The sequence below is a fragment of the Bradyrhizobium sp. ISRA436 genome (assembly GCF_029910015.1).
In the GTDB taxonomy this organism is placed as follows: Bacteria; Pseudomonadota; Alphaproteobacteria; order Rhizobiales; family Xanthobacteraceae; genus Bradyrhizobium.
On record NZ_CP094519.1, the window covers coordinates 18,864 to 40,933 of the forward strand.

The window sequence follows — 22,070 nt, forward strand, 5'->3', positions numbered from 1 at the left end:
TTTCCAAGATTGCTCTCGCCGATATCGCACGAGATCAGCAAATAGACCATCGTGACCGCGCCGCGATCGGCGCGACGCGGCGATCAAATCCTGTTACGATCGCCGTACCAGAGAAGGAGTTTTTCCATGAGCTGGCTTCCCGATCTCGACCCTGTGCTCGGCGATCCCAAGACCTGCGACGCGCTGGATCTCGTCATCGTGCCGCGCACGCGCGATCTCGGCGACGGCTTCGCCGTGCGCCGCGCGTTGCCGCACGGCAAGCGGCAAATGGTCGGCCCCTTCATCTTCTTCGATCATTTCGGGCCGGTGCAGTACCTCGCCGGCAAAGGCATGGACGTGCGGCCGCATCCGCATATCGGGCTCGCCACCGTCACCTATCTGTTCGACGGCAGCATCATGCATCGCGACAGCGAGGGCAATGTCCAGGAGATCCAGCCCGGCGCGATGAACCTGATGACGGCGGGCCGCGGCATCGCGCATTCCGAGCGCACCCCCGACGTGCAGCGCCGCGACGGCCAGAAGATGCTGGGCCTGCAGAGCTGGATCGCGCTGCCGGCGGGCAAGGAGGAGATCGCGCCGTCGTTCCAGCATTATGCGGCCGGCGATTTGCCGATGATCTCGGAGCGCGACTTTACCGCGCGCGTGATCGCCGGCTCGGCATTCGGCATCGCCTCGCCGGTCAGCATGGTCTCGCCGTGGTTCTACACCGAGGTGACGGCGAAGGCCGGCACCTCCATGCCGCTCGACCCCGACCATGAGGAACGCGCGATCTACCTCGTCGACGGCGAGGTCGAGATCGCAAACGAGCGCTACGAGGGCCCGCGGCTGCTGATCTTCCGACCCGGCGACCGCATCACCGTGAAGACGGTGCAGCCGACCCGCATGATGTTCCTGGGCGGCGATGCGCTCGAAGGCCCGCGCCACATCTGGTGGAATTTCGTTTCGTCCTCGAAGGAGCGGATCGAGCAGGCCAAACAGGACTGGAAAACCGGCCGTTTCGCGCCGGTTCCGCAGGAACACGAGTTCATTCCGCTGCCGGAGTGAGCTATCTCCTGGCCTCATCCCGTGCCGCCCGCGCGATGCGCGGGCGTGCGGCTTCTTGAAAGACAACGCCCAGAAAGACCTGGCCCATGACCGCGATGCTCTCCAGCGACTTGCCCCTGCCCCGGATCGGCCGCGGCAAGGTGCGCGATATCTATGCCATCGGCGATGACCGCGTTCTGCTGCTGACCACCGACCGCATCTCGGCGTTCGACGTGGTGATGGTGGAGACCATCCCGATGAAGGGCGCGGTGCTGACCCAGATCAGCGCCTGGTGGTTCCGGCAGCTCGAAGGCACGGCGCCTCACCACATGATCAGCGCCGATGCCGACGAGATCATCCGCGAGGTGCCCGCGCTGAAGAACCATCGCGCCGACATCCTCGGCCGCGCGATGCTGTGCAAGCGCACGACGGTGTTTCCGGTCGAATGCGTGATCCGCGGCTACATCTCCGGCTCGGCCTGGAAGGAATACGCCGCGCACGGCACGCTCGCGGGCGAGAAGCTGCCCGCGGGCTTGGTGGAGAGTGAGAGGCTCGAGCCCGCGATCTTCAGCCCGGCGACCAAGGCCGAGGCCGGCCATGACGAGAACATCACGGTGGCGAAGGTGCGCGAGATCGTCGGCGCCGACGTCGCGGCGACACTGGAGAAGATGGCGCGCGACGTCTACTCCTATGGCGAGACGACCAGCCGCGCCCGCGGCATCATCATCGCGGATACAAAATTCGAGTTCGGCCGCGACAAGGACGGCCGCATCATCCTGATCGACGAGGTGATGACGCCGGATTCTTCGCGTTTCTGGGCGGTCGACGCCTACAAGCCCGGCCAGCCGCAACCGAGCTTCGACAAGCAGCCGTTGCGCGACTATCTCGACGCCGAGCGCAAGGCCGGCCGCTGGAACGGCGATGCGCCCGCACCGCCGCTGCCTGCAAGCGTGGTGGATGCCACCAGCAAGCGGTATCTGGAAGCCTATCGCCGCGTCACTGGGACCGAGCTGAAGGTTTAGCTACCGTCATCGTGTTCGGCTTATAGCCGTCACGCCCGCGCAACGGCTCCGCCGTTGTCGCCCGGGGAGCGCGCGGCGCGTCTCGAAGTGACACCGCCGGCTGGCGGCCGTGCATACTTCGAGACGCTGCTTCGCGGCTCCTCAGAGCCTGACCGGAAAGCGAGCAGCATTTTCAGTCGCTTTCTTCGTTATGGCCGGGCATGACGGAGCTAGATGAAAGAGCCTGATTTTATTGATCGTTTTTGAGTCGGGCTCTCAGGGTGACGGGAAGAGGCGCGCGCCTCGTTTCGCCTACCTACGGAACTGCGCGTTCGCGTCGTGGGATTGCGCAAGCATCGCTACTGATGTCACTCTCCGGGAACAACAAGAATACCCAGGGAGCGCCCCATGTCTGATGCCGATACCGTGCTCACCGAGCGCGATGGCGCCGTGACCATCGTCTCCATCAACCGTCCGCATTGCCGCAACGCCGTCGACGGCGCCACCGCGCGCAAGCTCTATGATGCATTCCTGGCGTTCGACGCCGATACGAGCGCATCGGTCGCGGTGTTCACCGGCGCCGGCGGCTACTTTTGCGCCGGCGCGGACCTCAAGGCGGTGGCATCAGGCGATCCCAACAAGAAGCGCGAGATCGGCGGCCACAACACGATCGCGCCGATGGGGCCGAGCCGGCTGCGGCTCTCGAAGCCCGTGATCGCGGCGGTCGAGGGCTTCGCAGTCGCCGGCGGCATGGAGCTCGCGCTATGGGCCGACCTGCGCGTGGTCGCCGAGGACGCGACCTTCGGCATCTTCTGCCGCCGCTTCGGCGTGCCCCTGATCGACCTCGGCACCATCCGCCTGCCGCGGCTGATAGGACATTCGCAGGCGATCGACCTGATCCTCACCGGACGCCCGGTCGCAGGTCCCGAGGCCCATCGCATGGGGCTGGCGAACCGGCTGGTGCCGAAGGGCGAGGCCCGCGCACACGCGATCGCGCTCGCCAAGGACATCGCCCGGTTCCCGCAGACATGCCTGCGCGCCGACCGGCTGTCGGCGCTGCGGCAGTGGGACCTCGAGGAAGAGGACGCGATCAGGAACGAGATGCGCGGCGGGCTCGAGGTGATCGCCTCGGGCGAAACGCTGTCCGGCGCGACGCGCTTTGCGTCGGGCGTCGGACGTCACGGCGCGTTCGGCAATGACGGCGGGACCGGCTGAGCCCGAGATCGCTCCCGCACACCCAACCTCGCCTCTCCTCTTGCAAGAGGCCTTACAAGGAAGGGCAAAGGCTCGAGCACATGTTGAGAAACCTTGTCACAAAAATCCTGTTGTCGGCCCGCGCCGCGGTCGTCTACGACTGACCGCGGAATTTCGGGGCTTATTTTTCGTGATTGGTCGATCGCTTTACTTCGGCTCGCGGGCACGGCGGGCCGTCAGTGACATTCTCGGCGGCGGCGCCGCCAGCATCCTCGCCATCACGTTCGGGCTGTCCTATGCGTTGCTGATCTTCGCCGGTCCGCTCTCGCCCTATCTGTCCTATGGCGTCGCCGCGACCTTCATCAGCTCGGCGGTGCTTGCAACCGTCGTCGCGCTTGGCAGCTCGCTGCCATTCGCGATTGCCGGTCCCGACAGTTCCACCGCCGCCGTGACTGGCATCCTGATGGCGTCGCTGGTCGAGCGCATCGCCGGCGCAAACCCGTCGGCGCCGTTGCTCGGACCGGTGCTGATCACGCTAGGCCTCTCGACCATCGTCACCGGTCTCGTGATGTGCGGACTCGGGCTCACGCGGATGGGCCGCGCGATCCGCTACGTGCCTTATCCCGTGGTCGGCGGCTTCCTCGGCGCGACCGGGCTCTTGATCCTGCTCGGCGCGATCAGGGTCATCACCGGTTATCCCGTGGAAGTCGGCACCCTCTTCCACTTCACAAAAACAGTCACGATCGCGCAACTCGGCGCGGCCGCCACAACGGCGCTGGTGCTGTATCTGACCTGGCATCGCTCGCGCAGCCCGTTCGGCCTGCCGGTGATCCTGATCGGCGGCGTGATCGTCGCGCACCTGGTGTTTTGGATCATCGGCATCTTGCCCGACGAGGCCCGCGCCACCGGCTGGACCTTCGAGCCGCCGCCGCCGTCGACCTTCATGCTGCCGTGGCACATCGCGGAATTCGCGCACTACCCATGGTCGACGGTTCCGGACCTGCTCGGCAACCTGGTCGCCGTGGTGTTCGTCACCGCCGCCTCGACACTGTTCAACACCACCGGCATCGAGGTCGCCGCCCATCGCGAGGCCAATCTGGAGCGCGAGCTCAACATTACGGGCTTCGCCAACATCCTGACCGGCGCGCTGGCCGGCTATGCCGGCTGCGTCTCGATCAGCCGCTCGATTCTCAATCTCTCGAGCGGCGGACGCGGCCGCCTGTCCGGCCTCACCGTCGCTGCGGTGTCGCTGTTGATGCTCGCGGTCGCGCCCGACTTGCTCGGCTACATCCCGAAATTCGTGCTCGGCGGGCTGTTGCTCTATCTCGGCGCGGACCAGCTCCACAAATGGATCATCGAGTCGCGCAAGCGGCTATCGAAGACCGAGTACGTCTCGCTGCTCGCGATTATCGCCATCATCGTCACCTGGGGATTCGTCCCCGGCATCCTGATCGGTATCATCATCGGCTGCGCGACGTTCGCGTTCAGCGCGTCGCGGATCGAGGCGATCAAGTACAGTTTCGACGGCTCGGAGTATCGCAGCTCGCTTGACCGGTCGCGCGACGACCAGGAGGTGCTGCTGGCGCATGGCGGCAAGATCAGAGGCCTGAACCTGCAGAGCTATTTGTTCTTCGGTTCTGCCAACCGGCTCTACCAGCACGTCAAGGTGCTGCTGCGCGAGCATCCGGAGTGCCGCTATCTGCTGTTCGACTTCAAGCTCGTCACCGGCATCGATTCATCGGCGGCCTACAGCTTCGCGCAGATCAAGCGCTGCGCGCATGACGTCGGCGTCGAGCTGGTGCTGGTGCATCTGTCGGCGGTGGCGGAGAAGGTCCTGCGCTCCAGCGACTTCATCACCGAAGGCGTCAGAGTGATCGACGAGCTCGATCGTGCGCTGGAATGGTGCGAGAACGAGATCATCGGGCAGCATCAGGGACTGGCGCAGGAGGAGGCCGACCTGCGCGGCTGGTTCACGCGGATCCTCGACGAGGAGCGTGACGCCGATGAATTGATCCGCAGATGCCAGCGCATCGAGGTGGACGCCGGCGAGGTCATCGTGCGCGCCGGCGAGCCTGCGGATTCGATGCATTTCATCCTCGACGGCCGCGTCGGCGTCGTGGTCCCCGCCGAGGACAGCCGCACCACGCGGGTGCGCAGCCTCGGCCGCTACACCACGATCGGCGAGATGGGCCTGGTCTCGCAGGCCCCGCGCAGCGCGACCATCCAAGCCGAGGTGGCCAGCGTGCTTTACGTGCTGAATACCCGCCAGTTCGCGGCGATCAGGGACGAGGACCCCGAGCTCAGCCACAAGCTGTTGACCTATTTCGTCTCCGTAATGGCGGAGCGGCTGTCCTTCGCCAACCGCACCATCGCAGTGCTGCGGCGGTAAAAATGATGAGAGCGCCGCAATGGACGGGCGCACGGGGTTTCGGCTCCCTCTCCCGCTTGCGGGGGAGGAGGCAGCGAAGCCTTCATCATGGACGACATCCTGCTCGCCAGCCTGATCGCAGGCAGCGCCAATCCGTCTGGCGCATCATCAACGACAGCCTGAGCACCGAACCTTATGGGCTGATCATTCGCAAGGGCGATCCGGAGTTCAAGGCGCTGGTCGACAGATAATGCTGGCGATCAGACCCCCGCCATCATCACATATTTGATCTCGACATATTCCTCCATGCCGTGACGCGAGCCTTCGCGGCCGAGGCCGCTTTCCTTCACGCCGCCGAAGGGGGCGACTTCGGTGGTGATCAGGCCGGAGTTGACGCCGACCATGCCCGACTCCAGCGCCTCGGCGACACGCCAGACGCGGCCGATGTCACGCGAATAGAAGTAGGAGGCGAGGCCGAACGGCGAGGCGTTGCACATCGCGATCACGTCGGCTTCGTCCTTGAAGCGGATCACCGGCGCGAGCGGTCCGAAAGTTTCCTCACGCGCCACCAGCGCGTCCGGCTTCACGTCGGACAGCACGGTCGGCTCGAAGAAGCTGCGGCCGAGCGCGGCGCGCTTGCCGCCGGTCACGATCTTGGCGCCGCCCTTCACCGCGTCCGCAATATGCCGCTCGACCTTGTCGACCGCCTCCATGTTGATCAGCGGTCCCTGCACCACGCCTTGCTCGGTGCCGTCGCCGATCTTCATCGCGGCGACCTTCTTCGACAGCTTCTGCACGAACTCGTCGTAGATCTTGTCCTGCGCGTAGAGGCGGTTGGCGCAGACGCAGGTCTGGCCCATGTTGCGGTACTTGGAGACGATGGCGCCCTCGACGGCGGCGTCGATATCGGCATCGTCGAACACCACGAAGGGCGCGTTGCCGCCGAGCTCGAGGCCAAGCTTCTTCACGCCGACCGACGCCTGCCGGTACAGGATCTTGCCGACCTCGGTCGAACCGGTGAAGCCGACGAAGCGCACCGCCGGATGCTCGCACAGCACCTTGCCGATCGGCGGCGCGTCGCCGGTGATGATATTGAACACGCCCTTCGGCACGCCGGCCTTCTCGGCCAGCGCGGCGAGCGCGAGCGCGGACAGCGGCGTCTCGTTGGCGGGCTTCAGCACGACCGTGCAGCCGGCCGCCAGCGCCGGCGACACCTTGCGGGTGATCATCGAGTTCGGGAAATTCCACGGCGTGATCGCGCCGCAAACGCCGATCGGCTGCTTGATCGCCAGCAAGCGGGCATCCGGCCGCTGGGTCGGGATGGTCTCGCCATAGACGCGGCGCGCCTCCTCGGCGAAGAATTCGACATAGGCCGCGCCGATATCGACCTCGCCGAGCGCTTCGGCCAGCGGCTTGCCCTGTTCGGAGGTGAGGATCAGCGCGAGGTCCTCGCGATTGGCGATAATCAGGTCGAACCATTTGCGCAGGATGTTCGACCGCTGCTTGGCGGTCAGCTTGGCCCAGGCCGGAAATGCGCGCTCAGCGGCTTCGACGGCCTTGGTCGCATCGGCCGCGCTGAGCTGCGGGATCTTGATGAGTTCCGCTCCGGTGGCTGGATTGTTGATGGCGAATTCCGGCGTGCCGACCCAGGCGCCGTCGATATAGCAGCGGTCGCGCAGCAGCGACGGATCCTTCAACCGATCAAGGAGGGATGCTGCGGATTGCGAAGCGCGTGCGGCAACGGGCGGGGTCATGACGTTACTCCTCTGAAGGGGATTCGCCGCCCTATATAGGCCGAAACGCACCGCGATGCATTGTCCGCGGCGCGGCTCTGCGTGCGCGCAAATGCGATGCTGGACCGGATCGTTTAGCCAGATTGATGGCCGTTCCGGGCGCGATGTCCTGCTCCGCCCGGAATGACAGTTCTGTGTCAGGCCGCGCCACTCATATAGGTTTCGCGGCGGCCGATCATGCGCTGGGCTGCGGCCTTGGCATCCGCCTTGGTCGAGGTTGCGCAGGTGCGATATTCGAGATCGGCCTGCGCCTTCGTGTCGCGGCGGCCGAACCAGGATTTCGAGCCGGTCTGCAACAGCGCCAACGCCTGCGCGACATTCTCGACCGCCGCGAACGAGTGCAGTGCACCGGTACCAGCGTAGCGGACTTCATAGAGGCCGGGGCTGATCGGCGCCTCGATATTCTCGCCACGTCCGGGCCGCGGATAACGTTTCCACTCACTCCACGTCGAAATCATTGCAACGTCCCGCGACCTCAAAAACGACGACCATTTTTCGTCAAATCATCCCGATTTGCCGCACCGTTTGTGCAGCGACCTGAATGCGTTAGTGCAAAACTTCATCGATGAAAATCGACCACGCCATCACGTTCACGGGGGTGTTCCCGATGGATCATCAGGGTTGAGGCAACGGCTTCCGCAAGATCTCCGCGTGTGGTGGACACCGGTTGCGCGCAGGCCCTGTGCAAGGCCGCCCCGCCGCGCTGCCATCACGAGATCGCGACGTCATGGCCCTGCGCCCTCCTTGCAGGGCTCCAAAAGCGGGTGGATGATCGCCGCACTCCAAAACAATAACCCACCGGAGGAACATCCCAATGCAAGGCAAGGCTCAGATCGATCAGCTTCTGCGCGAGAAGAGCGACGCAAAGGAGATACCCGGTGTTGTCGCGGTCGCGGCAACCGGCAAGGACGTGATCTATCAAGATGCGTTCGGCAAACGCGATTTGTCCAAGAGCGATGCCATGACCACGGACAGCGTGTTCTGGATCGCTTCGATGACCAAGGCGGTGACAACAGCGGGCGCGATGCAGCTCGTCGAGCAGGGTAAGCTGTCGCTCGACGAGCCGATCGGCAAGCTGTTGCCCGACCTCGCCGCACCGCAGGTGCTCGAAGGCTTCGACGCCAACGGCGAGCCGAAGCTGCGGCCGGCGAAGGGGCCGATCACGCTGCGCCAGCTCATGACCCACACCGCCGGCTTCTGCTACGAGCTGTGGAACGGTGACAAGGCGAGGTATCTGGAAAAGACCGGCACTCCCGGAATCACCACCTGCCAGAACGCCGCGCTGAAGACGCCGATCGCAAGCGATCCCGGTACGCGCTGGGAATACGGCACCAATATCGATTTCGTCGGCAAGGCGGTGGAGGCCGTGAGCGGCAAGAAGCTCGATGCTTACTTGCGCGACCACATGTTCGTTCCGCTCGGCATGAACGACACCGCCTTCAAGATATCAGACGACATGCGCAAGCGGCTGGTCGGCATGCATGCCCGCGGCGAGGACGGCACGCTAACCGCGATTCCGTTCGAGCTCGAGCAGAATCCTGAATTCCACATGGGCGGCGGCGGGCTCTATTCGACCGCCGGCGACTACATCAAGTTCTGCCAGATGATCCTCAATCAGGGCAAAGGCAACGGCAACCAGCTGCTGAAGCCCGAGACCGTCGCGATGATGGGGCAGAACCACATCGGCGAGCTTACCGTTGGCAAGATGACGACGGCAGCGCCGATGTTCACCAACGACGTCGACCTCTATCCCGACATGGTGAAGAAGTGGGGCTTGAGCTTCCTCATCAACACCGCCAAGACGCCGGAAGGCCGCAGCGCCGGGAGCCTCGCCTGGGCGGGCCTCGCCAACACCTATTTCTGGATCGATCCGTCGCGCGACGTCTGCGGCGTGATCCTGATGCAGCTGTTGCCCTTCGCTGACAAGCAAAGCCTGGAAGCCTTCGCGGGCTTCGAGCGCGGCATCTATGCCGGGCTCGATGCCGGCAGCGGGCAGAAGGCGGCTTGAGGCGACCGCGACGGGACCAAGCTCCCTCTCCCCGTCCTTACGGGGAGAGGGTTGGGGTGAGGGGCTCTCTCCGCGAGCGCTGACGATTGAGGGACCTGCACCCCCTCACCCGGAACGCATCTCGTGATCGTCATAGCCGAGGCTTGACTTCGGCGTTCTCAAGAAACGGCCGCCGAAGGCGGCCGATGCCTCTCCCCGCAAGCGGGGCGAGGTGAATCGGAGCCCGCTGCTCTAAAGTCCTCCTCAGTCGGAGGGCCTTGCAATACCCGCCATAGGTCGGGCGTGTCCGGCCGGCGCCAACAGACTAAGATCGCGCAAAACGCGACGTGAAACGCGATCAGGAGGAGGACAAGTCTTGGCACCCAGGGCAGACAGTTATGTTTGCGGCATTTCCGATACGCCGCTGCTCGGCGAAACCATCGGTCGCAGCCTCGACCGTGCACGCGAGCGCTGGGGCAATCGCGAGGCGCTGGTCTCGCCCAGCCACAATGTGCGCTGGACCTGGAACGAATTCGCCGAGCGCGTCGAGGCATTGGCCGCGGGCTTCCTCGCCCTCGGGCTGGAGCGCGGCGAGCGGATCGGCATCTGGTCGCTGAACCGGCCGGAATGGGCGCTGACGCAATTCGCCGCGGCGAAGGCAGGGCTGATCCTTGTCACCATCAATCCGGCCTATCGCCTGAGCGAGCTCGAATTTGCGCTTGGCAAGGTCGGATGCGCCGCCATCGTGACGGCAACCGCGTTCAAGACCTCGGCCTATATCGAGATGCTGAACACGCTGCTGCCCGAGCTTGCGCGCTCCGAGCCCGGCCGCCTGCAATCGGCACGGCTGCCGCAATTGCGCGCGGTGATCCAGATCGGAGGCCCGGCGGCGCCGGGCGCGATTCCATTCGACGAGGTGACCCGGATGGGCGGCCCGCGCCATCGCGAGCAGCTCGCGGCGCTGGCCGAGAGCCTGCAGTTCGACGATCCTGTCAACATCCAGTTCACCAGCGGCACCACGGGCTCGCCCAAGGGCGTGACGCTGACTCACCACAACATCCTCAACAACGGCTACTTCGTCGGCCGCGCGATGCGCCTCACCGAGAAGGACCGCCTTTGCATTCCCGTGCCGCTCTACCACTGCTTCGGCATGGTGATGGGCAACCTCGCCTCCGTCACGCTCGGCACCACCATGGTCTATCCCGGCGAGGGATTCGATCCGCTGGCGACGCTGACGACCCTCGCGCAGGAGAAGTGCACGGCGGTGTACGGCGTGCCGACCATGTTCATCGCCGAACTCGACCATCCCGAGTTCTCGCGCTTCGATTTGTCGTCGCTGCGTACCGGTATCATGGCCGGCGCGCCCTGCCCGATCGAGGTGATGAAGCGCGTCAACACCGAGATGAACATGCGCGAGGTGACGATCGCCTACGGCATGACCGAGACCAGCCCGGTGAGCTTCCAGAGCGCGACCGACGATCCCCTGGAGCGCCGCGTCTCAACCGTCGGACGCATCCTTCCGCATGTCGAGGTCAAGATCGTCGATCTCGACGGCAAGGTGGTGTCGCGCGGCGAACGCGGCGAGCTCTGCACCCGCGGTTACAGCGTGATGCTTGGCTATTGGGACGAGAAGGAGAAGACATCAGACGTGCTCGACGCCAACGGCTGGATGCACACCGGCGACCTCGCCGTGATCGACGACGAGGGCTATTGCAACATCGTCGGCCGCATCAAGGACATGGTGATCCGCGGCGGCGAGAACCTCTATCCGAGGGAGATCGAGGAATTCCTTTATCGCCATCCGAAGATCCAGGACGTGCAGATCTTCGGCGTCGCCGACGACCGCTATGGCGAGGAGCTGTGCGCCTGGATCAGGATCCGGCAGGGCGAGACGCTCACCGCGGACGAGGTGCGCGCGTTCTGCCAGGGCCAGATCGCGCACAACAAGATCCCGCGCTACGTCGAGTTCGTCGACGAATTCCCGATGACGGTGACCGGCAAGATCCAGAAGTTCGTGATGCGCGAGTCGGTCGAGAAGCGGCTCGGGCTGAAGGCGGCGAAGACGGCGTGATGTAGTCCTCTTCCCCCTCTCCCGCTTGCGGGGGAGGGCCGGGGTGGGGGTGTCACCACGAGTCACTTTGCGGAGAGAGCCCCAACCCGCCGCGCTTCGCGCATCGACCTCCCCCGCAAGCGGGAAAGGTGAAGGAAGATCTCGCCTTACACCGGCAAGCCCTTCTGCTTCGCGAGCTCCTTCAGCGACACCAGCGGCCGCGCCCCGATGTGCTGGATCACTTCGGCGGCCGCGAGCGAGCCGAGGCGGCCGGCATTCTCATATCCGGCGTTGCGCACGAGGCCGACCAGGAAGCCGGCGGCGAACAGATCGCCGGCGCCGGTGGTGTCGACGAGCCTGTCGATCGGATAGGCCGGCGCCGCCGTCACGCCGTCCTTTGAGACCACGACACAGCCCTTCTCGCTGCGGGTGACGACGCCGAGCTTGGTGTCCTTGCCGAACTGCTGCAGCGCCGTGTCGAAATCCGAGGTCTGGTACAGCGAGTGCAGCTCCGCCTCGTTGGAGAACACCAGGTCCACCGTGCCCTTGCGCATCAGCTCGAGGAATTCGTCGCGGTAGCGATCGACGCAGAACGAATCAGACAGCGTCAGCGCGACCTGGCGGCCCGCGCCATGCGCGATGGTCGCCGCCTTGACGAAGGCATCCTTGGCGTTCTTCGGGTCCCAGAGATAGCCCTCGAGATAGATGATGCTCGCCGCTGCGATCTGCGCCGGATCGATGTCGTCGGGCGTCAGGTCCTGCGCCGCGCCGAGATAGGTGTTCATGGTGCGCTCGCCATCCGGCGTGACCAGAATGTAGGAGCAGCCGGTGGCAGGCCCGTCCGTGGCAGGTCTGGTGTCGAAGGTCACGCCTGCGGCGCGGATGTCGTGGATGTAGAGCTTTCCGATCTGGTCGTCCTTGACCTTGCCGACATAGGCCGCGCGCGCGCCGAGATTGCCGACGCCGACGATGGTGTTGGCAGCGGAGCCGCCCGACATCTCGGTCGCCTGGCCCATGTCGCTGTAGATCGCGGTGGCACGGGCTTCGTCGATCAGCTGCATCGAGCCCTTGGTCATGCCGTGACGGGCGAGGAATGCCTCGTCGGTCTGCACCAGCACGTCAAAGATCGCGTTGCCGATCCCGAGAACGTCATATTTTGCGTCAGCCATTGACCTGCCCTGTTTGACGGGTACCCACGAAAGGCTGCGGCCTATCACGTTACGCCCGACGGCAGCAAGCCACGCCATTGCACCGTCATCCTGAAGGTGCGAGCCTTGCGGCGCAGTTGCGCCGCTGGGCGAGCCTCGAAGGATGAACGGCCCCGTTGGTGGCCGTCGATCCCTCGAGACGCGCCCAAGGGCGCGCTCCTCAGGGTACGGGTTTGGTAGACTGCCGCTGGCAGCGGCACGCGCGGCTGCTATAGAGGCCGCATGATCCGCTCCTTCCTCACGGTCTCCTCGGGAACGCTGGCGTCGCGGCTGCTCGGTTTCGTGCGCGATTCCGTGATCGCGGCGCTGCTCGGCGCAGGCCCCGTGGCGGACGCCTTTCTGGCCGCGTTCCAACTCGTCAACGTGGTGCGGCGCCTGTTGTCCGAGGGCGGCCTGAACGCCGCGCTGGTGCCGGCCTGGCTCAAGATTCGCGAGCGCGATGGCACGGCGGCGGCCGCCTTTGCCGGCCGCGTGCTCGGCACCGTGAGCGCCGCGGTGATCGCGGCCGCACTCGTGCTCGGCGTGCTGATGCCGCTGGTGATCACGGTGATCGCGCCGGGCTTTGTCGGCCGCGGCGCGCTGCAATTCGCCGTCGACGACGCGCGGCTGATGCTGCCCTATCTCGCCTTCGCCGGACCCGTCACCGTCATGATGGCGCTGCTCAACGCGCAGGGCCGCTTCGCGCTGACGGCGTTCTCGCCGCTGCTGTTCAACATCGCGCTGATCGCGGTGATGGCCGTGTTGCTGGTGCGGCAACAGGATCCGGTTCAGGCCGCGCAGGTCATGGCAGCGACGGTCGGCGTCGCCGGCTTCCTGCAACTCTCGATGCTGGTCTTGCGCGGCGGCCAGGCCGCCTCGCCGCTCCGCGTCTCCTTCGACAATGAGATGCGCGGCTTCCTCGGGCGCGCGGTGCCCGGCATGGTCGCGAGCAGCGCGCCGCAATGGCTTGTCGTGGCAGGCGCGGTGATCGCCTCGACATCGCCGTCGGCGGTGTCATGGCTGTATTTCGCCAACCGCCTGCTCGAGTTGCCGCTCGGCATTGTCGGCGTCGCGATGGGCACCGTGCTGGTGCCGGAAATGACCCGCGCGGTGCGAAGCGGCGAGCACACAGCAATCGCGCATGCGGAATCGCGCGGCCTCGCGCTTGCGGTCGGGCTGGCCTTCCCAGCCACGCTCGGCCTGATGGTGCTGAGCCAGCCGATCGCCCGCATCCTGTTCGAGCGCGGCGCATTCACGGCCGACGACACCGCGGCGACTGCGCAGGCCCTGATCTGGCTCGCGCTCGCCTTGCCGGCGCATGTGCTGGTGAAGGCGTTGTCGCCGGCGTTTTTTGCCCGCGAGGACACGGTGACGCCGCTCGTCGCGACGCTGAGGGCGATCGTGGTCGCGATCGCCGCCGCCTTCCTGCTCGGGCATTTATTCGGCGCCAACGGGATCGCCGCCGGCATCGCGCTCGGCGCCTGGAGCAACGCGCTGACGCTGATCCGGAACGGTGCGGCAAGCTTCGGCTTCTCGATCGATGCCGATGCGCGCCGCCGCCTGCCGCGCATCCTCGCCGCGGCGCTCGCGATGGGCGCGGTGCTGTGGCTTGCGCAACGCGCCGTGCCGACCACCGGCGCACACGGTTTCGTGCAGGCCGCGTCCCTCCTGCTGCTGATCGCCGTCGGCATGGCGAGTTACGGGCTGTTTTTGCGGCTTTTCGGCGTGACCGGCTGGCGCGAGGTGGTTAATGCCATCAGGCAAAAGCGCCCCGCCTGACTTGCGCGCGCGAGGCTTAAATGGCAAACGACGCCGCTGGAGCCTGTTCCGTTCCGATGGAATCGGAACGGGGCTCTAGACTCTTGGTTCGATGCGTTTTCTTGACGCGAACCGGTGCCCACTTCGCTCGAAAGCGCTCCAAAGCAGCCATTTCCGGGAATTGAGACCATGGCGTTCGTTGAACGGGTTTTCTCAGGCGTCCAGCCGACGGGCAATCTGCACCTCGGCAACTACCTCGGCGCGATCGTCAACTTCGTGAAGATGCAGCAGACGCACAACTGCATCTATTGCGTCGTCGACATGCACGCGATCACGCAAGGCGTCGACGTGTGGGGCGGCCCTACCGAACTCGCGCGCAACACGCGCGAGGTGACCGCGGCCTTCATCGCCGCAGGGATCGACGCGAAGAAACACATCGTGTTCAACCAGAGCCAGATCGCCGGCCACGCCGAGCTGACCTGGATCTTCAACTGCGTCGCGCGGATCGGCTGGCTGAACCGCATGACCCAGTTCAAGGAGAAGGCCGGCAAGGACCGCGAGAACGCGTCCGTCGGCCTCTACGACTATCCGGTGCTGATGGCCGCCGACATTCTGCTCTACCGCGCGACCCACGTGCCGGTCGGCGAGGACCAGAAGCAGCATCTGGAGCTGTCCCGCGACATCGCGCAGAAGTTCAACAACGACTTCGGCGATTCAATTCGTGGTCATGGGTTTGCCGATGGCCTGTTCTTTCCGCAGCCCGAGCCGCTGATCACGGGGCCCGCGACGCGGGTGATGTCCTTGCGCGACGGCACCAAGAAGATGTCGAAGTCTGATGCGTCGGACAATTCGCGCATCAACCTCACCGACGATGCCGACACCATCGCACAGAAGATCCGCAAGGCGAAGACCGATCCGGAACCGCTGCCCACCGAGGAGAAGGGCCTGGAGACACGCCCCGAAGCCGACAACCTCGTCGGCATCTACGCGGCGCTGGCCGACATTACGAAGCAGGACGTGCTGAAGCAGTTCGGCGGCGGGCAGTTCTCGAGCTTCAAGAACGCACTCGTCGAGGTTTGCGTCACCAAACTGGCGCCAATCGCGGCCGAGATGAAGAAGCTGGTTGCCGATCCCGGCCATGTCGACGCGGTGCTGGCCGACGGCGCCAACCGCGCCCGCGTCATCGCCGACGAGACCATGCGCTTGACCAAGGACATCGTCGGCTTCATCCGCCAGCGCTGACGCGACGCGGCGAACAGGAACCGCGGCGCCCTCTCCCAAACGGAGAGGGAGTGTGGCAGCATGTGCCTTGTTTGAGCATGATCTGCTCGGAAAACCGCTCCACACTTTTCCGGATCATGCTCGTTGGCCAGCACCGGGAAATGCATGACCACCCAGCGACGAAGCTATGAGACGGGCCACCAGCCGAAATGCCTGGTCATCGTCGACGACACCGCGGAATGGGACCGCGCCGTCTATTATGCCAGCCGATGGGCAAAGCGCGGCGGCGGCGGCGTGGTGATGCTGCGGGTGATCGAGACCGAGGACCAGAACCAGCAATGGCTCGGTGTCGCCGATATCATGCGCGCGGAAGCCACGGAGGCCGCCAACGAGGCGCTCGACCGCGCCGCCGGCCGCGCCAACGGGATTGCCGCAATCACCCCGGAGCGGGTGATTCGCGAGGGCGACCCGATCGAGCAGATCATCGACGTGATCGATAAGGACGTCGATATCGCGATGCTGGTGCTGGCCGCCAATCCGGGCCCGGAGGGACCCGGGCCGATCATCACCACCATGGCCAAGACCATGGGCGCGTTCCCAATTCCAGTCACCATCGTGCCCGGCGGCCTGTCCGATCCCGACATCGACGCCCTGTCCTAGGCCATTGGCGCAGGGCTGGAACCGCAGCCGTGCGTCTTGATCGGCGCCTGCCGGGTTGCCATCTTAATCCTTGATTTGACGCGTTTTCTTTGGCGAACCGGTACCACTTCGCGCGAAAACGCTATAATGGAACCCAACGCGCCGGCCTTGAACCGGCGACGCCGGAGACAGCAGATGTTCATTCAGACCGAAGCCACACCCAATCCCGCCACCTTGAAGTTCATTCCGGGTCGCATGGTGCTCGAAAGCGGCACCATGGAATTTTCCTCGCCCGAATCAGCCGCGCGCTCGCCGCTGGCCGAACGGCTGTTCGCCGTAGCAGGCGTCACCGGCGTGTTCTATGGCTCCGACTTCGTCACCGTGACAAAGGCGGACGGCGACTGGCAGCACCTCAAGCCCGCGATCCTGGGCGCGATCATGGAGCACTATATGTCGGGTGCGCCGCTACTCGCCGATGGCACCGCCGGCGGCGACGACATCAGCGATGAGCAAGGCGAGTTCTTCAACGAGGAAGACGCCGAGACCGTCGCGCAGATCAAGGACCTGATCGAAACCCGCGTGCGGCCCGCGGTCGCCAATGACGGCGGCGACATCACCTTCCGCGGTTTCAAGGATGGCATCGTCTATCTCAACATGAAGGGCTCTTGCTCGGGCTGCCCGTCATCGACCGCCACGCTGCAGCACGGCATCCAGAACCTGCTCCGGCACTTCGTGCCCGACGTGCAGGAAGTTCGGCCGATGTAATCTGGGGGTGGGCAAAACGAAGCGCGCCCACCTCCGACATTGCAAAGACGATGGTGGGCAGGGGGCGGTGCGCCTTTGCCCACCCTACGAGGGGGAAAGAACAGTGAGCCGGCGAACCGGAATTGAGCCTGACATTCCATTCGCTGTGACGTTCGCCCCATGCTGATCCTCGCCATCGACACCGCGCTCGACGCCTGCTCCGCGGCCGTGCTCGACACTGCCGCCGGCACAACCATCGCCATCGAATCGCAGGCGATGCAGCGCGGCCACGCCGAGGCGCTGATGCCGCTGATCGCGCGCGTGATGAAGGACAGCGGCATCGCCTTCACCGCTCTCGACCGCATCGCCGTCACCACCGGTCCCGGCAGCTTCACCGGCCTGCGCGTCGGCCTCTCGGCTGCGCGCGGCATCGCGCTCGCCGCGGAGAAGCCGATTGTCGGGCTGACCACACTCGCCGCTTACGCCGCACCCGTGGTCGCCGAGAATGGCGAGCATCCGATCCTGTCGGCGATCGATGCGCGGCACGATCACGTCTATTTCCAGGTGGTGGGCGGCGACGGCAGTCCGCTGATCAAGCCGAAGGTGGCGCCGATCGCGGAGGCGCTCGAGGCCGCCAGCCTCGGCGCGCTGCATCTGGTCGGCAACGCGGCAAAGATCCTCGCCGAGCGCTGGCCGGCCGACGCTGTGCCGCCGTTCAGGGTCGACCCGCAATCCGCGCCCGACATCACCTGGGTCGCCTGGGTCGGCGCCGCCATCGATCCGGAGAGCGCGCCGCCGCGGCCGTTCTATCTGCGCGCGCCCGACGCAAAGCCGCCGCGGGATCAGCTTCCAGTCAACGCGCAACCGTCGGCCACATGACCTCCTGGCTTTCGCGATGGTGGGGCGGTGCTACGCCCACGGTCGAGCCCGCGACATTGAGCGACGCGGCGCGGTTGGCGCAATTGCACGGCGCCTCGTTTCACCGCGGCTGGGGCGAAGGCGAGTTCGAGACGATGCTGACCGAGCGCAACACCCTGGTGCACCGCCTGCGGCAGGGACGCAAGATCATCGGCTTCGCCGTCTCGCGCGTGGCGGCGGACGAAGCGGAAATCCTCTCGATCGCGATCGATGCCGGCCAGCGGGGCCGCGGGCTGTCACGCATTCTGCTGCTGACCCATCTCGGTCATCTTGCCGGCCGCGGCGTCCGCACCATCTTCCTCGAGGTGGAAGAAAATAATGAGCCGGCGCGACGGCTCTATGAAAAGGCCGGATTCGGCGTGATTGGCCGGCGCGAGCGCTATTACAAGCAGCCCGGTGGGGAACATTTGAACGCGCTTCTGATGCGGCGTGACTTGTCGTAACATCCGCGCGATGGCAGAACAGCGCCTGCCATTCGACCCAAGGCCTTGAACCCCATGACCACGGTGAAACCCCCGCCTGCGCAAAGGAACACCGGCATCGAGGCGCGCTGCGCCGCGACCGGCATGCGCATGACCGAACAGCGCCGCGTGATCGCGCGCGTGCTGGCGGAAGCCATGGATCATCCCGACGTCGAGGAACTGTACCGGCGCTGCGTGGCCGTCGACGACAAGATCTCGATCTCAACGGTGTACCGCACCGTCAAGCTGTTCGAGGACGCCGGCATCATCGAGCGGCACGACTTCCGCGAGGGCCGCGCGCGCTACGAGCAGATGCCGGAGAGCCACCACGATCACCTGATCAATCTGCGCGACGGCAAGGTGATCGAGTTCACCTCCGAGGAGATCGAGAAGCTGCAGGCCGAGATCGCGCGCAAGCTCGGCTACAAGCTGGTCGATCATCGCCTCGAGCTCTATTGCGTTCCGCTCGACGAAGAAAATAAGTCCTAGTCGAGTGAGCTTCGACCTCGTCATTTTCGATTGCGACGGCGTGCTCGTTGACAGCGAGGTGATCTCCTGTCGGGCGCACGCGGAGACGCTGACGCGTCACGGCTATCCGATCACGCCGGACGGCGTGCTGAAGCGCTTCCTCGGCGTGTCCGACCGCGAGGCCCGGCAGATCGTGGAGACCGAGATCGGCCGCAGACTGCCGGATAGCTTCGAGGCGGAGGTCAAGCAGGCGACGCTCGGCTTCTATGCCGACGACCTCAACGCGATCGCCCATGTCGGCGACGCGATATCGGCGCTCAACTTGCCGAAATGCGTGGCCTCCAGCGGTACGCCGGAAAAGATCCGCCACGGCCTGAGCTGCGCCGGGCTCTACGACCAGCTTGCGCCGCATATTTTCTCCGCAACGCAAGTCAAGCGCGGCAAGCCTGCGCCCGACATCTTCCTGTTTGCGGCCGAGCAGATGGGAGCACGGCCGGAGCGCTGCGTCGTGATCGAGGACAGCGTGCACGGCGTCACCGGCGCGCGCGCCGCCGGCATGACGGTGCTCGGCTTCCACGGCGGCAGCCATTGCACGGCGGAACACGAGGACATGCTGCGCAAGGCCGGAACAGCCGCGACATTCGCCGATATGCGCCAATTGCCAGGTTTGATCGCCCGAGCGGGCCAAAAATACGGCTCGATCGCTGGATTTTCGCCGGTCTAAGCTATATTTCAGCCTCGGCGCCCTGATGGCGCCGCTTCCAATCCGCGATCAAGGTTCCATGACGACGCCGCGCAAGCTGCACATCAAGTCCTATGGCTGCCAGATGAACGTCTACGATGCGCAACGCATGGTGGACACGCTGGTTGGTGAGGGCTTCGTCGAGACGGCGAGCGCGGAGGACGCGGATCTCGTGATCCTCAACACCTGCCACATTCGCGAGAAGGCGTCGGAGAAGGTCTATTCCGAGCTCGGGCGTCTCCGGGTCGCCAAGGAAGAGGCCGCGCGCGACGGCCGCGACATGAAGATCGCGGTCGCCGGCTGCGTCGCCCAGGCCGAGGGCGAGGAGATCATCCATCGCGCACCGACCGTCGACATCGTCGTCGGGCCGCAGAGCTATCACCACCTGCCGCAACTCCTGAAACGCGCCAAGGCCAACGGCCGCGCGCTGGACACGGAATTCCCGGTCGAGGACAAGTTCGGCTTCCTGCCGCAGCCGAAGCCGGACGCGATCCGCGCGCGCGGCATCTCCGCCTTCGTCACCGTGCAGGAGGGTTGCGACAAGTTCTGCACCTTTTGCGTGGTGCCCTATACGCGCGGCGCCGAGGTCTCGCGTCCGGTTGCCAAGATCGTCGACGACGTCACACAGCTCACCGAGAACGGCGTGCGCGAGATCACGCTGATCGGACAGAACGTCAACGCCTACCATGGCCATGGCCCCGACGGCCGCACCTGGCCGCTCGGCAGACTGTTGCAGCGGCTCGCCGAGATCCCCGGCGTGGCACGGCTGCGCTACTCGACCAGCCATCCGCGGGACGTCGACGACTCGCTGATCGCGGCGCATCGCGATCTGCCCGAGCTGATGCCGTTCGTGCACCTGCCGGTGCAATCCGGCGCGGACCGGATTCTTGCAGCCATGAACCGCAAACATACCGCCGATGATTACAGGCGCGTCATCGACCGGTTCCGTGCTGCGCGGCAAGATATTGCTTTTTCATCGGATTTTATCGTCGGCTTCCCCGGGGAGACCGAGGAAGAATTTTCCGCCACCCTCGCGCTTGTCACGCAAATCGGGTACGCTGCGGCGTATTCATTCAAATATTCGCCACGGCCGGGCACGCCGGCGGCGGAGATGCGGGAGACAGTGTCAGCAGCTGAGATGGACGAGCGCTTGGGGCGGCTTCAGGAATTGATCGACAGCCAGCAATCGGCCTTCAATCGGGCTGTGATCGGCACAACGGTCGACGTGCTGTTTGAGCGCGCGGCTCCGCGCAGGGAAGGCCAGATCGTCGGCCGCACCGCCTATCTGCAGCCCGCCCATGTGATGGCTTCGCCTGACATCATCGGCAGGGTTCTCCCCGTGCGGATCGACAGCCTCGAGCGCTACAGCCTGATCGGCGAGCTCGCAGCGCCGTCCGCGCCGAACCCGGTTTCGCAGACGACCATTGGAGCCTGAAATCCTTGCCCAAAAGCGCATCGGATTCGCCTTCGCTCGCTCCCAGCCGCAAACCTGATCGCGACATGCAAATTCCACCCGAGACCCAGGTCGTCATCGATTTCGACGATAACCGCGCCGCTTCCGCGCTGGTCGGCCCCTACGGCCAGAACCTCGCACTGGTCGAGCGCCGGCTTGGCGTCGTCGTCGACTCCCGCGGCAACCACGTCACCATCGCCGGATCGCGCGACGGCTGCGACGCGGCACGGCGCGTGCTCGAGACGCTCTACGCGCAGGCCGTCGATGGACATGACCTCGATCAGGGCGAAGTCGAGGGCGCGATCCGCGCCGTGATCGCGCAGGGCTCGCTGTTCGAGTTCGACAACAAGGCGGCCAAGCCGACATTCGAGACGATCAATCTGCGCAAGCGGCCGGTACGTGCGCGCACCGCCGCGCAGGACTCCTACATCCGTGCGCTGAAGCGGCATGAGCTGGTGTTCGGCATCGGCCCGGCCGGCACCGGCAAGACCTGGCTCGCCGTCGCCCATGCCGCGCAACTGTTCGAACGCAAGGAGGTCGACCGCATCATCCTGACGCGGCCTGCGGTCGAGGCCGGCGAGCGGCTCGGCTTCCTGCCCGGCGACCTCAGGGAGAAGGTCGATCCCTATCTGCGCCCGATCTATGACGCGCTGTACGATTTGATGGACGCGCGTGTGGTCGAACGCGCGCTGCAGGGTAACGAGATCGAGATCGCGCCGCTCGCCTTCATGCGCGGCCGCACGCTGACCAATGCGGCCATCATTCTCGACGAAGCGCAGAACACCACATCGATGCAGATGAAGATGTTCCTGACGCGCCTCGGCGAAAACAGCCGGATGATCGTGACCGGCGACCCCTCGCAGGTCGACCTGCCGCACGGTCAGGCCTCGGGACTTGCCGAGGCGGTGAAGCTGCTCGACGGCGTCGAGGGCATCGCGCAGGTCCGGTTCACCGCCGAGGACGTCATTCGCCATGAACTGGTGGCGCGCATCGTGGCCGCCTATGAGGGATTGCCGCAGCGGCCGGCAAACGACAGATCTTGAGATCAACAGCTTCGGCCGAC

General features: G+C 65.4%; 19 protein-coding genes. 16 read left to right on the top strand and 3 right to left on the bottom strand.

Annotation, left to right across the window (positions count from 1 at the left end):
• The first annotated feature begins 126 nt into the window (after positions 1-126).
• The 4 genes from MTX23_RS00080 (at position 127) to MTX23_RS00095 (ending at position 5,607) form a co-directional block, all read left to right on the top strand.
• On the top strand, positions 127-1,044 hold the full coding sequence (locus tag MTX23_RS00080; RefSeq protein ID WP_280974618.1) for a pirin family protein: 918 nt from the start codon (positions 127-129) through the stop codon (positions 1,042-1,044).
• A gap of 86 nt (positions 1,045-1,130) precedes the next feature.
• Positions 1,131-2,045, top strand: coding sequence for a phosphoribosylaminoimidazolesuccinocarboxamide synthase (locus tag MTX23_RS00085; RefSeq protein ID WP_280974619.1), 915 nt, complete (start codon positions 1,131-1,133; stop codon positions 2,043-2,045).
• Between the two features lie 387 nt (positions 2,046-2,432).
• On the top strand, positions 2,433-3,239 hold the full coding sequence (locus MTX23_RS00090; RefSeq protein ID WP_280974620.1) for a crotonase/enoyl-CoA hydratase family protein: 807 nt from the start codon (positions 2,433-2,435) through the stop codon (positions 3,237-3,239).
• 169 nt (positions 3,240-3,408) lie between these two features.
• A complete protein-coding gene (locus MTX23_RS00095; protein WP_280974621.1) occupies positions 3,409-5,607 on the top strand; it encodes a SulP family inorganic anion transporter in 2,199 nt (732 codons plus the stop codon).
• A gap of 239 nt (positions 5,608-5,846) precedes the next feature.
• On the opposite strand, the gene MTX23_RS00100 is transcribed toward MTX23_RS00095, so the two are convergent.
• Together MTX23_RS00100 and MTX23_RS00105 are read right to left on the bottom strand one after the other, a co-directional pair.
• Positions 5,847-7,340 (bottom strand): NAD-dependent succinate-semialdehyde dehydrogenase, encoded by a 1,494-nt coding sequence (locus MTX23_RS00100; RefSeq protein WP_280974622.1) that lies wholly within the window; start codon positions 7,338-7,340, stop codon positions 5,847-5,849.
• Between the two features lie 176 nt (positions 7,341-7,516).
• A complete protein-coding gene (locus MTX23_RS00105) occupies positions 7,517-7,837 on the bottom strand; it encodes a hypothetical protein (protein WP_280974623.1) in 321 nt (106 codons plus the stop codon).
• 356 nt (positions 7,838-8,193) lie between these two features.
• Between MTX23_RS00105 and MTX23_RS00110 the strand changes: the two genes are divergently transcribed.
• Both MTX23_RS00110 and MTX23_RS00115 read left to right on the top strand, forming a co-directional pair.
• Positions 8,194-9,387 (top strand): serine hydrolase domain-containing protein, encoded by a 1,194-nt coding sequence (locus tag MTX23_RS00110; RefSeq protein WP_280974624.1) that lies wholly within the window; start codon positions 8,194-8,196, stop codon positions 9,385-9,387.
• Between the two features lie 355 nt (positions 9,388-9,742).
• Entirely contained in the window at positions 9,743-11,437 is a 1,695-nt protein-coding gene (locus MTX23_RS00115; RefSeq protein WP_280974626.1) for an AMP-binding protein, read from the top strand.
• 146 nt (positions 11,438-11,583) lie between these two features.
• On the opposite strand, the gene MTX23_RS00120 is transcribed toward MTX23_RS00115, so the two are convergent.
• Positions 11,584-12,585 (bottom strand): adenosine kinase, encoded by a 1,002-nt coding sequence (locus tag MTX23_RS00120; RefSeq protein WP_280974627.1) that lies wholly within the window; start codon positions 12,583-12,585, stop codon positions 11,584-11,586.
• Between the two features lie 261 nt (positions 12,586-12,846).
• On the opposite strand from MTX23_RS00120, the gene murJ reads away from it, so the two are divergent.
• The 10 genes from murJ (at position 12,847) to MTX23_RS00170 (ending at position 22,050) form a co-directional block, all read left to right on the top strand.
• Entirely contained in the window at positions 12,847-14,382 is a 1,536-nt protein-coding gene (murJ, locus tag MTX23_RS00125) for a murein biosynthesis integral membrane protein MurJ (protein ID WP_280974629.1), read from the top strand.
• Between the two features lie 168 nt (positions 14,383-14,550).
• On the top strand, positions 14,551-15,603 hold the full coding sequence (gene trpS / locus MTX23_RS00130; protein WP_280974631.1) for a tryptophan--tRNA ligase: 1,053 nt from the start codon (positions 14,551-14,553) through the stop codon (positions 15,601-15,603).
• Positions 15,604-15,747: 144 nt separating this feature from the next.
• Positions 15,748-16,242, top strand: coding sequence for a universal stress protein (locus MTX23_RS00135; RefSeq protein WP_280974632.1), 495 nt, complete (start codon positions 15,748-15,750; stop codon positions 16,240-16,242).
• Positions 16,243-16,416: 174 nt separating this feature from the next.
• Positions 16,417-16,986, top strand: a complete 570-nt coding sequence (locus tag MTX23_RS00140; protein ID WP_280974633.1) for a NifU family protein — start codon at positions 16,417-16,419, stop codon at positions 16,984-16,986.
• Between the two features lie 159 nt (positions 16,987-17,145).
• Entirely contained in the window at positions 17,146-17,844 is a 699-nt protein-coding gene (gene tsaB, locus MTX23_RS00145) for a tRNA (adenosine(37)-N6)-threonylcarbamoyltransferase complex dimerization subunit type 1 TsaB (protein WP_280974635.1), read from the top strand.
• Positions 17,841-18,326, top strand: a complete 486-nt coding sequence (gene rimI / locus MTX23_RS00150) for a ribosomal protein S18-alanine N-acetyltransferase (RefSeq protein WP_280974636.1) — start codon at positions 17,841-17,843, stop codon at positions 18,324-18,326. Before tsaB ends, rimI begins: the two co-directional genes overlap by 4 nt.
• 54 nt (positions 18,327-18,380) lie before the next feature.
• The gene (locus MTX23_RS00155) at positions 18,381-18,833 is read left to right on the top strand and encodes a Fur family transcriptional regulator (protein ID WP_280974637.1); all 453 of its coding nucleotides are present in this window, start codon (positions 18,381-18,383) and stop codon (positions 18,831-18,833) included.
• Between the two features lie 4 nt (positions 18,834-18,837).
• Complete coding sequence (locus MTX23_RS00160) at positions 18,838-19,536, top strand: HAD family hydrolase (RefSeq protein ID WP_280974638.1); 699 nt, start codon at positions 18,838-18,840, stop codon at positions 19,534-19,536.
• A 58-nt stretch (positions 19,537-19,594) separates the two neighbouring features.
• The gene (gene miaB, locus MTX23_RS00165) at positions 19,595-20,989 is read left to right on the top strand and encodes a tRNA (N6-isopentenyl adenosine(37)-C2)-methylthiotransferase MiaB (protein ID WP_280974640.1); all 1,395 of its coding nucleotides are present in this window, start codon (positions 19,595-19,597) and stop codon (positions 20,987-20,989) included.
• Positions 20,990-20,994: 5 nt separating this feature from the next.
• Positions 20,995-22,050, top strand: a complete 1,056-nt coding sequence (locus MTX23_RS00170; protein WP_280974641.1) for a PhoH family protein — start codon at positions 20,995-20,997, stop codon at positions 22,048-22,050.
• The last annotated feature ends 20 nt before the right edge of the window (positions 22,051-22,070 follow it).

What these genes read in the sequence shown, in the direction of transcription:
- MTX23_RS00110 (WP_280974624.1), top strand. Translation starts at nt 8,194, where the DNA reads ATGCAAGGCAAGGCTCAGATCGATCAGCTTCTGCGCGAGAAGAGCGAC.
- MTX23_RS00085 (WP_280974619.1), top strand. Translation starts at nt 1,131, where the DNA reads ATGACCGCGATGCTCTCCAGCGACTTGCCCCTGCCCCGGATCGGCCGC.
- rimI (WP_280974636.1), top strand. Translation starts at nt 17,841, where the DNA reads ATGACCTCCTGGCTTTCGCGATGGTGGGGCGGTGCTACGCCCACGGTC.
- MTX23_RS00105 (WP_280974623.1), bottom strand. Translation starts at nt 7,837, where the DNA reads ATGATTTCGACGTGGAGTGAGTGGAAACGTTATCCGCGGCCCGGACGT.
- MTX23_RS00100 (WP_280974622.1), bottom strand. Translation starts at nt 7,340, where the DNA reads ATGACCCCGCCCGTTGCCGCACGCGCTTCGCAATCCGCAGCATCCCTC.
- miaB (WP_280974640.1), top strand. Translation starts at nt 19,595, where the DNA reads ATGACGACGCCGCGCAAGCTGCACATCAAGTCCTATGGCTGCCAGATG.
- MTX23_RS00155 (WP_280974637.1), top strand. Translation starts at nt 18,381, where the DNA reads ATGACCACGGTGAAACCCCCGCCTGCGCAAAGGAACACCGGCATCGAG.
- trpS (WP_280974631.1), top strand. Translation starts at nt 14,551, where the DNA reads ATGGCGTTCGTTGAACGGGTTTTCTCAGGCGTCCAGCCGACGGGCAAT.
- MTX23_RS00120 (WP_280974627.1), bottom strand. Translation starts at nt 12,585, where the DNA reads ATGGCTGACGCAAAATATGACGTTCTCGGGATCGGCAACGCGATCTTT.
- MTX23_RS00135 (WP_280974632.1), top strand. Translation starts at nt 15,748, where the DNA reads ATGACCACCCAGCGACGAAGCTATGAGACGGGCCACCAGCCGAAATGC.
- murJ (WP_280974629.1), top strand. Translation starts at nt 12,847, where the DNA reads ATGATCCGCTCCTTCCTCACGGTCTCCTCGGGAACGCTGGCGTCGCGG.
- MTX23_RS00090 (WP_280974620.1), top strand. Translation starts at nt 2,433, where the DNA reads ATGTCTGATGCCGATACCGTGCTCACCGAGCGCGATGGCGCCGTGACC.
- MTX23_RS00080 (WP_280974618.1), top strand. Translation starts at nt 127, where the DNA reads ATGAGCTGGCTTCCCGATCTCGACCCTGTGCTCGGCGATCCCAAGACC.
- MTX23_RS00140 (WP_280974633.1), top strand. Translation starts at nt 16,417, where the DNA reads ATGTTCATTCAGACCGAAGCCACACCCAATCCCGCCACCTTGAAGTTC.
- tsaB (WP_280974635.1), top strand. Translation starts at nt 17,146, where the DNA reads ATGCTGATCCTCGCCATCGACACCGCGCTCGACGCCTGCTCCGCGGCC.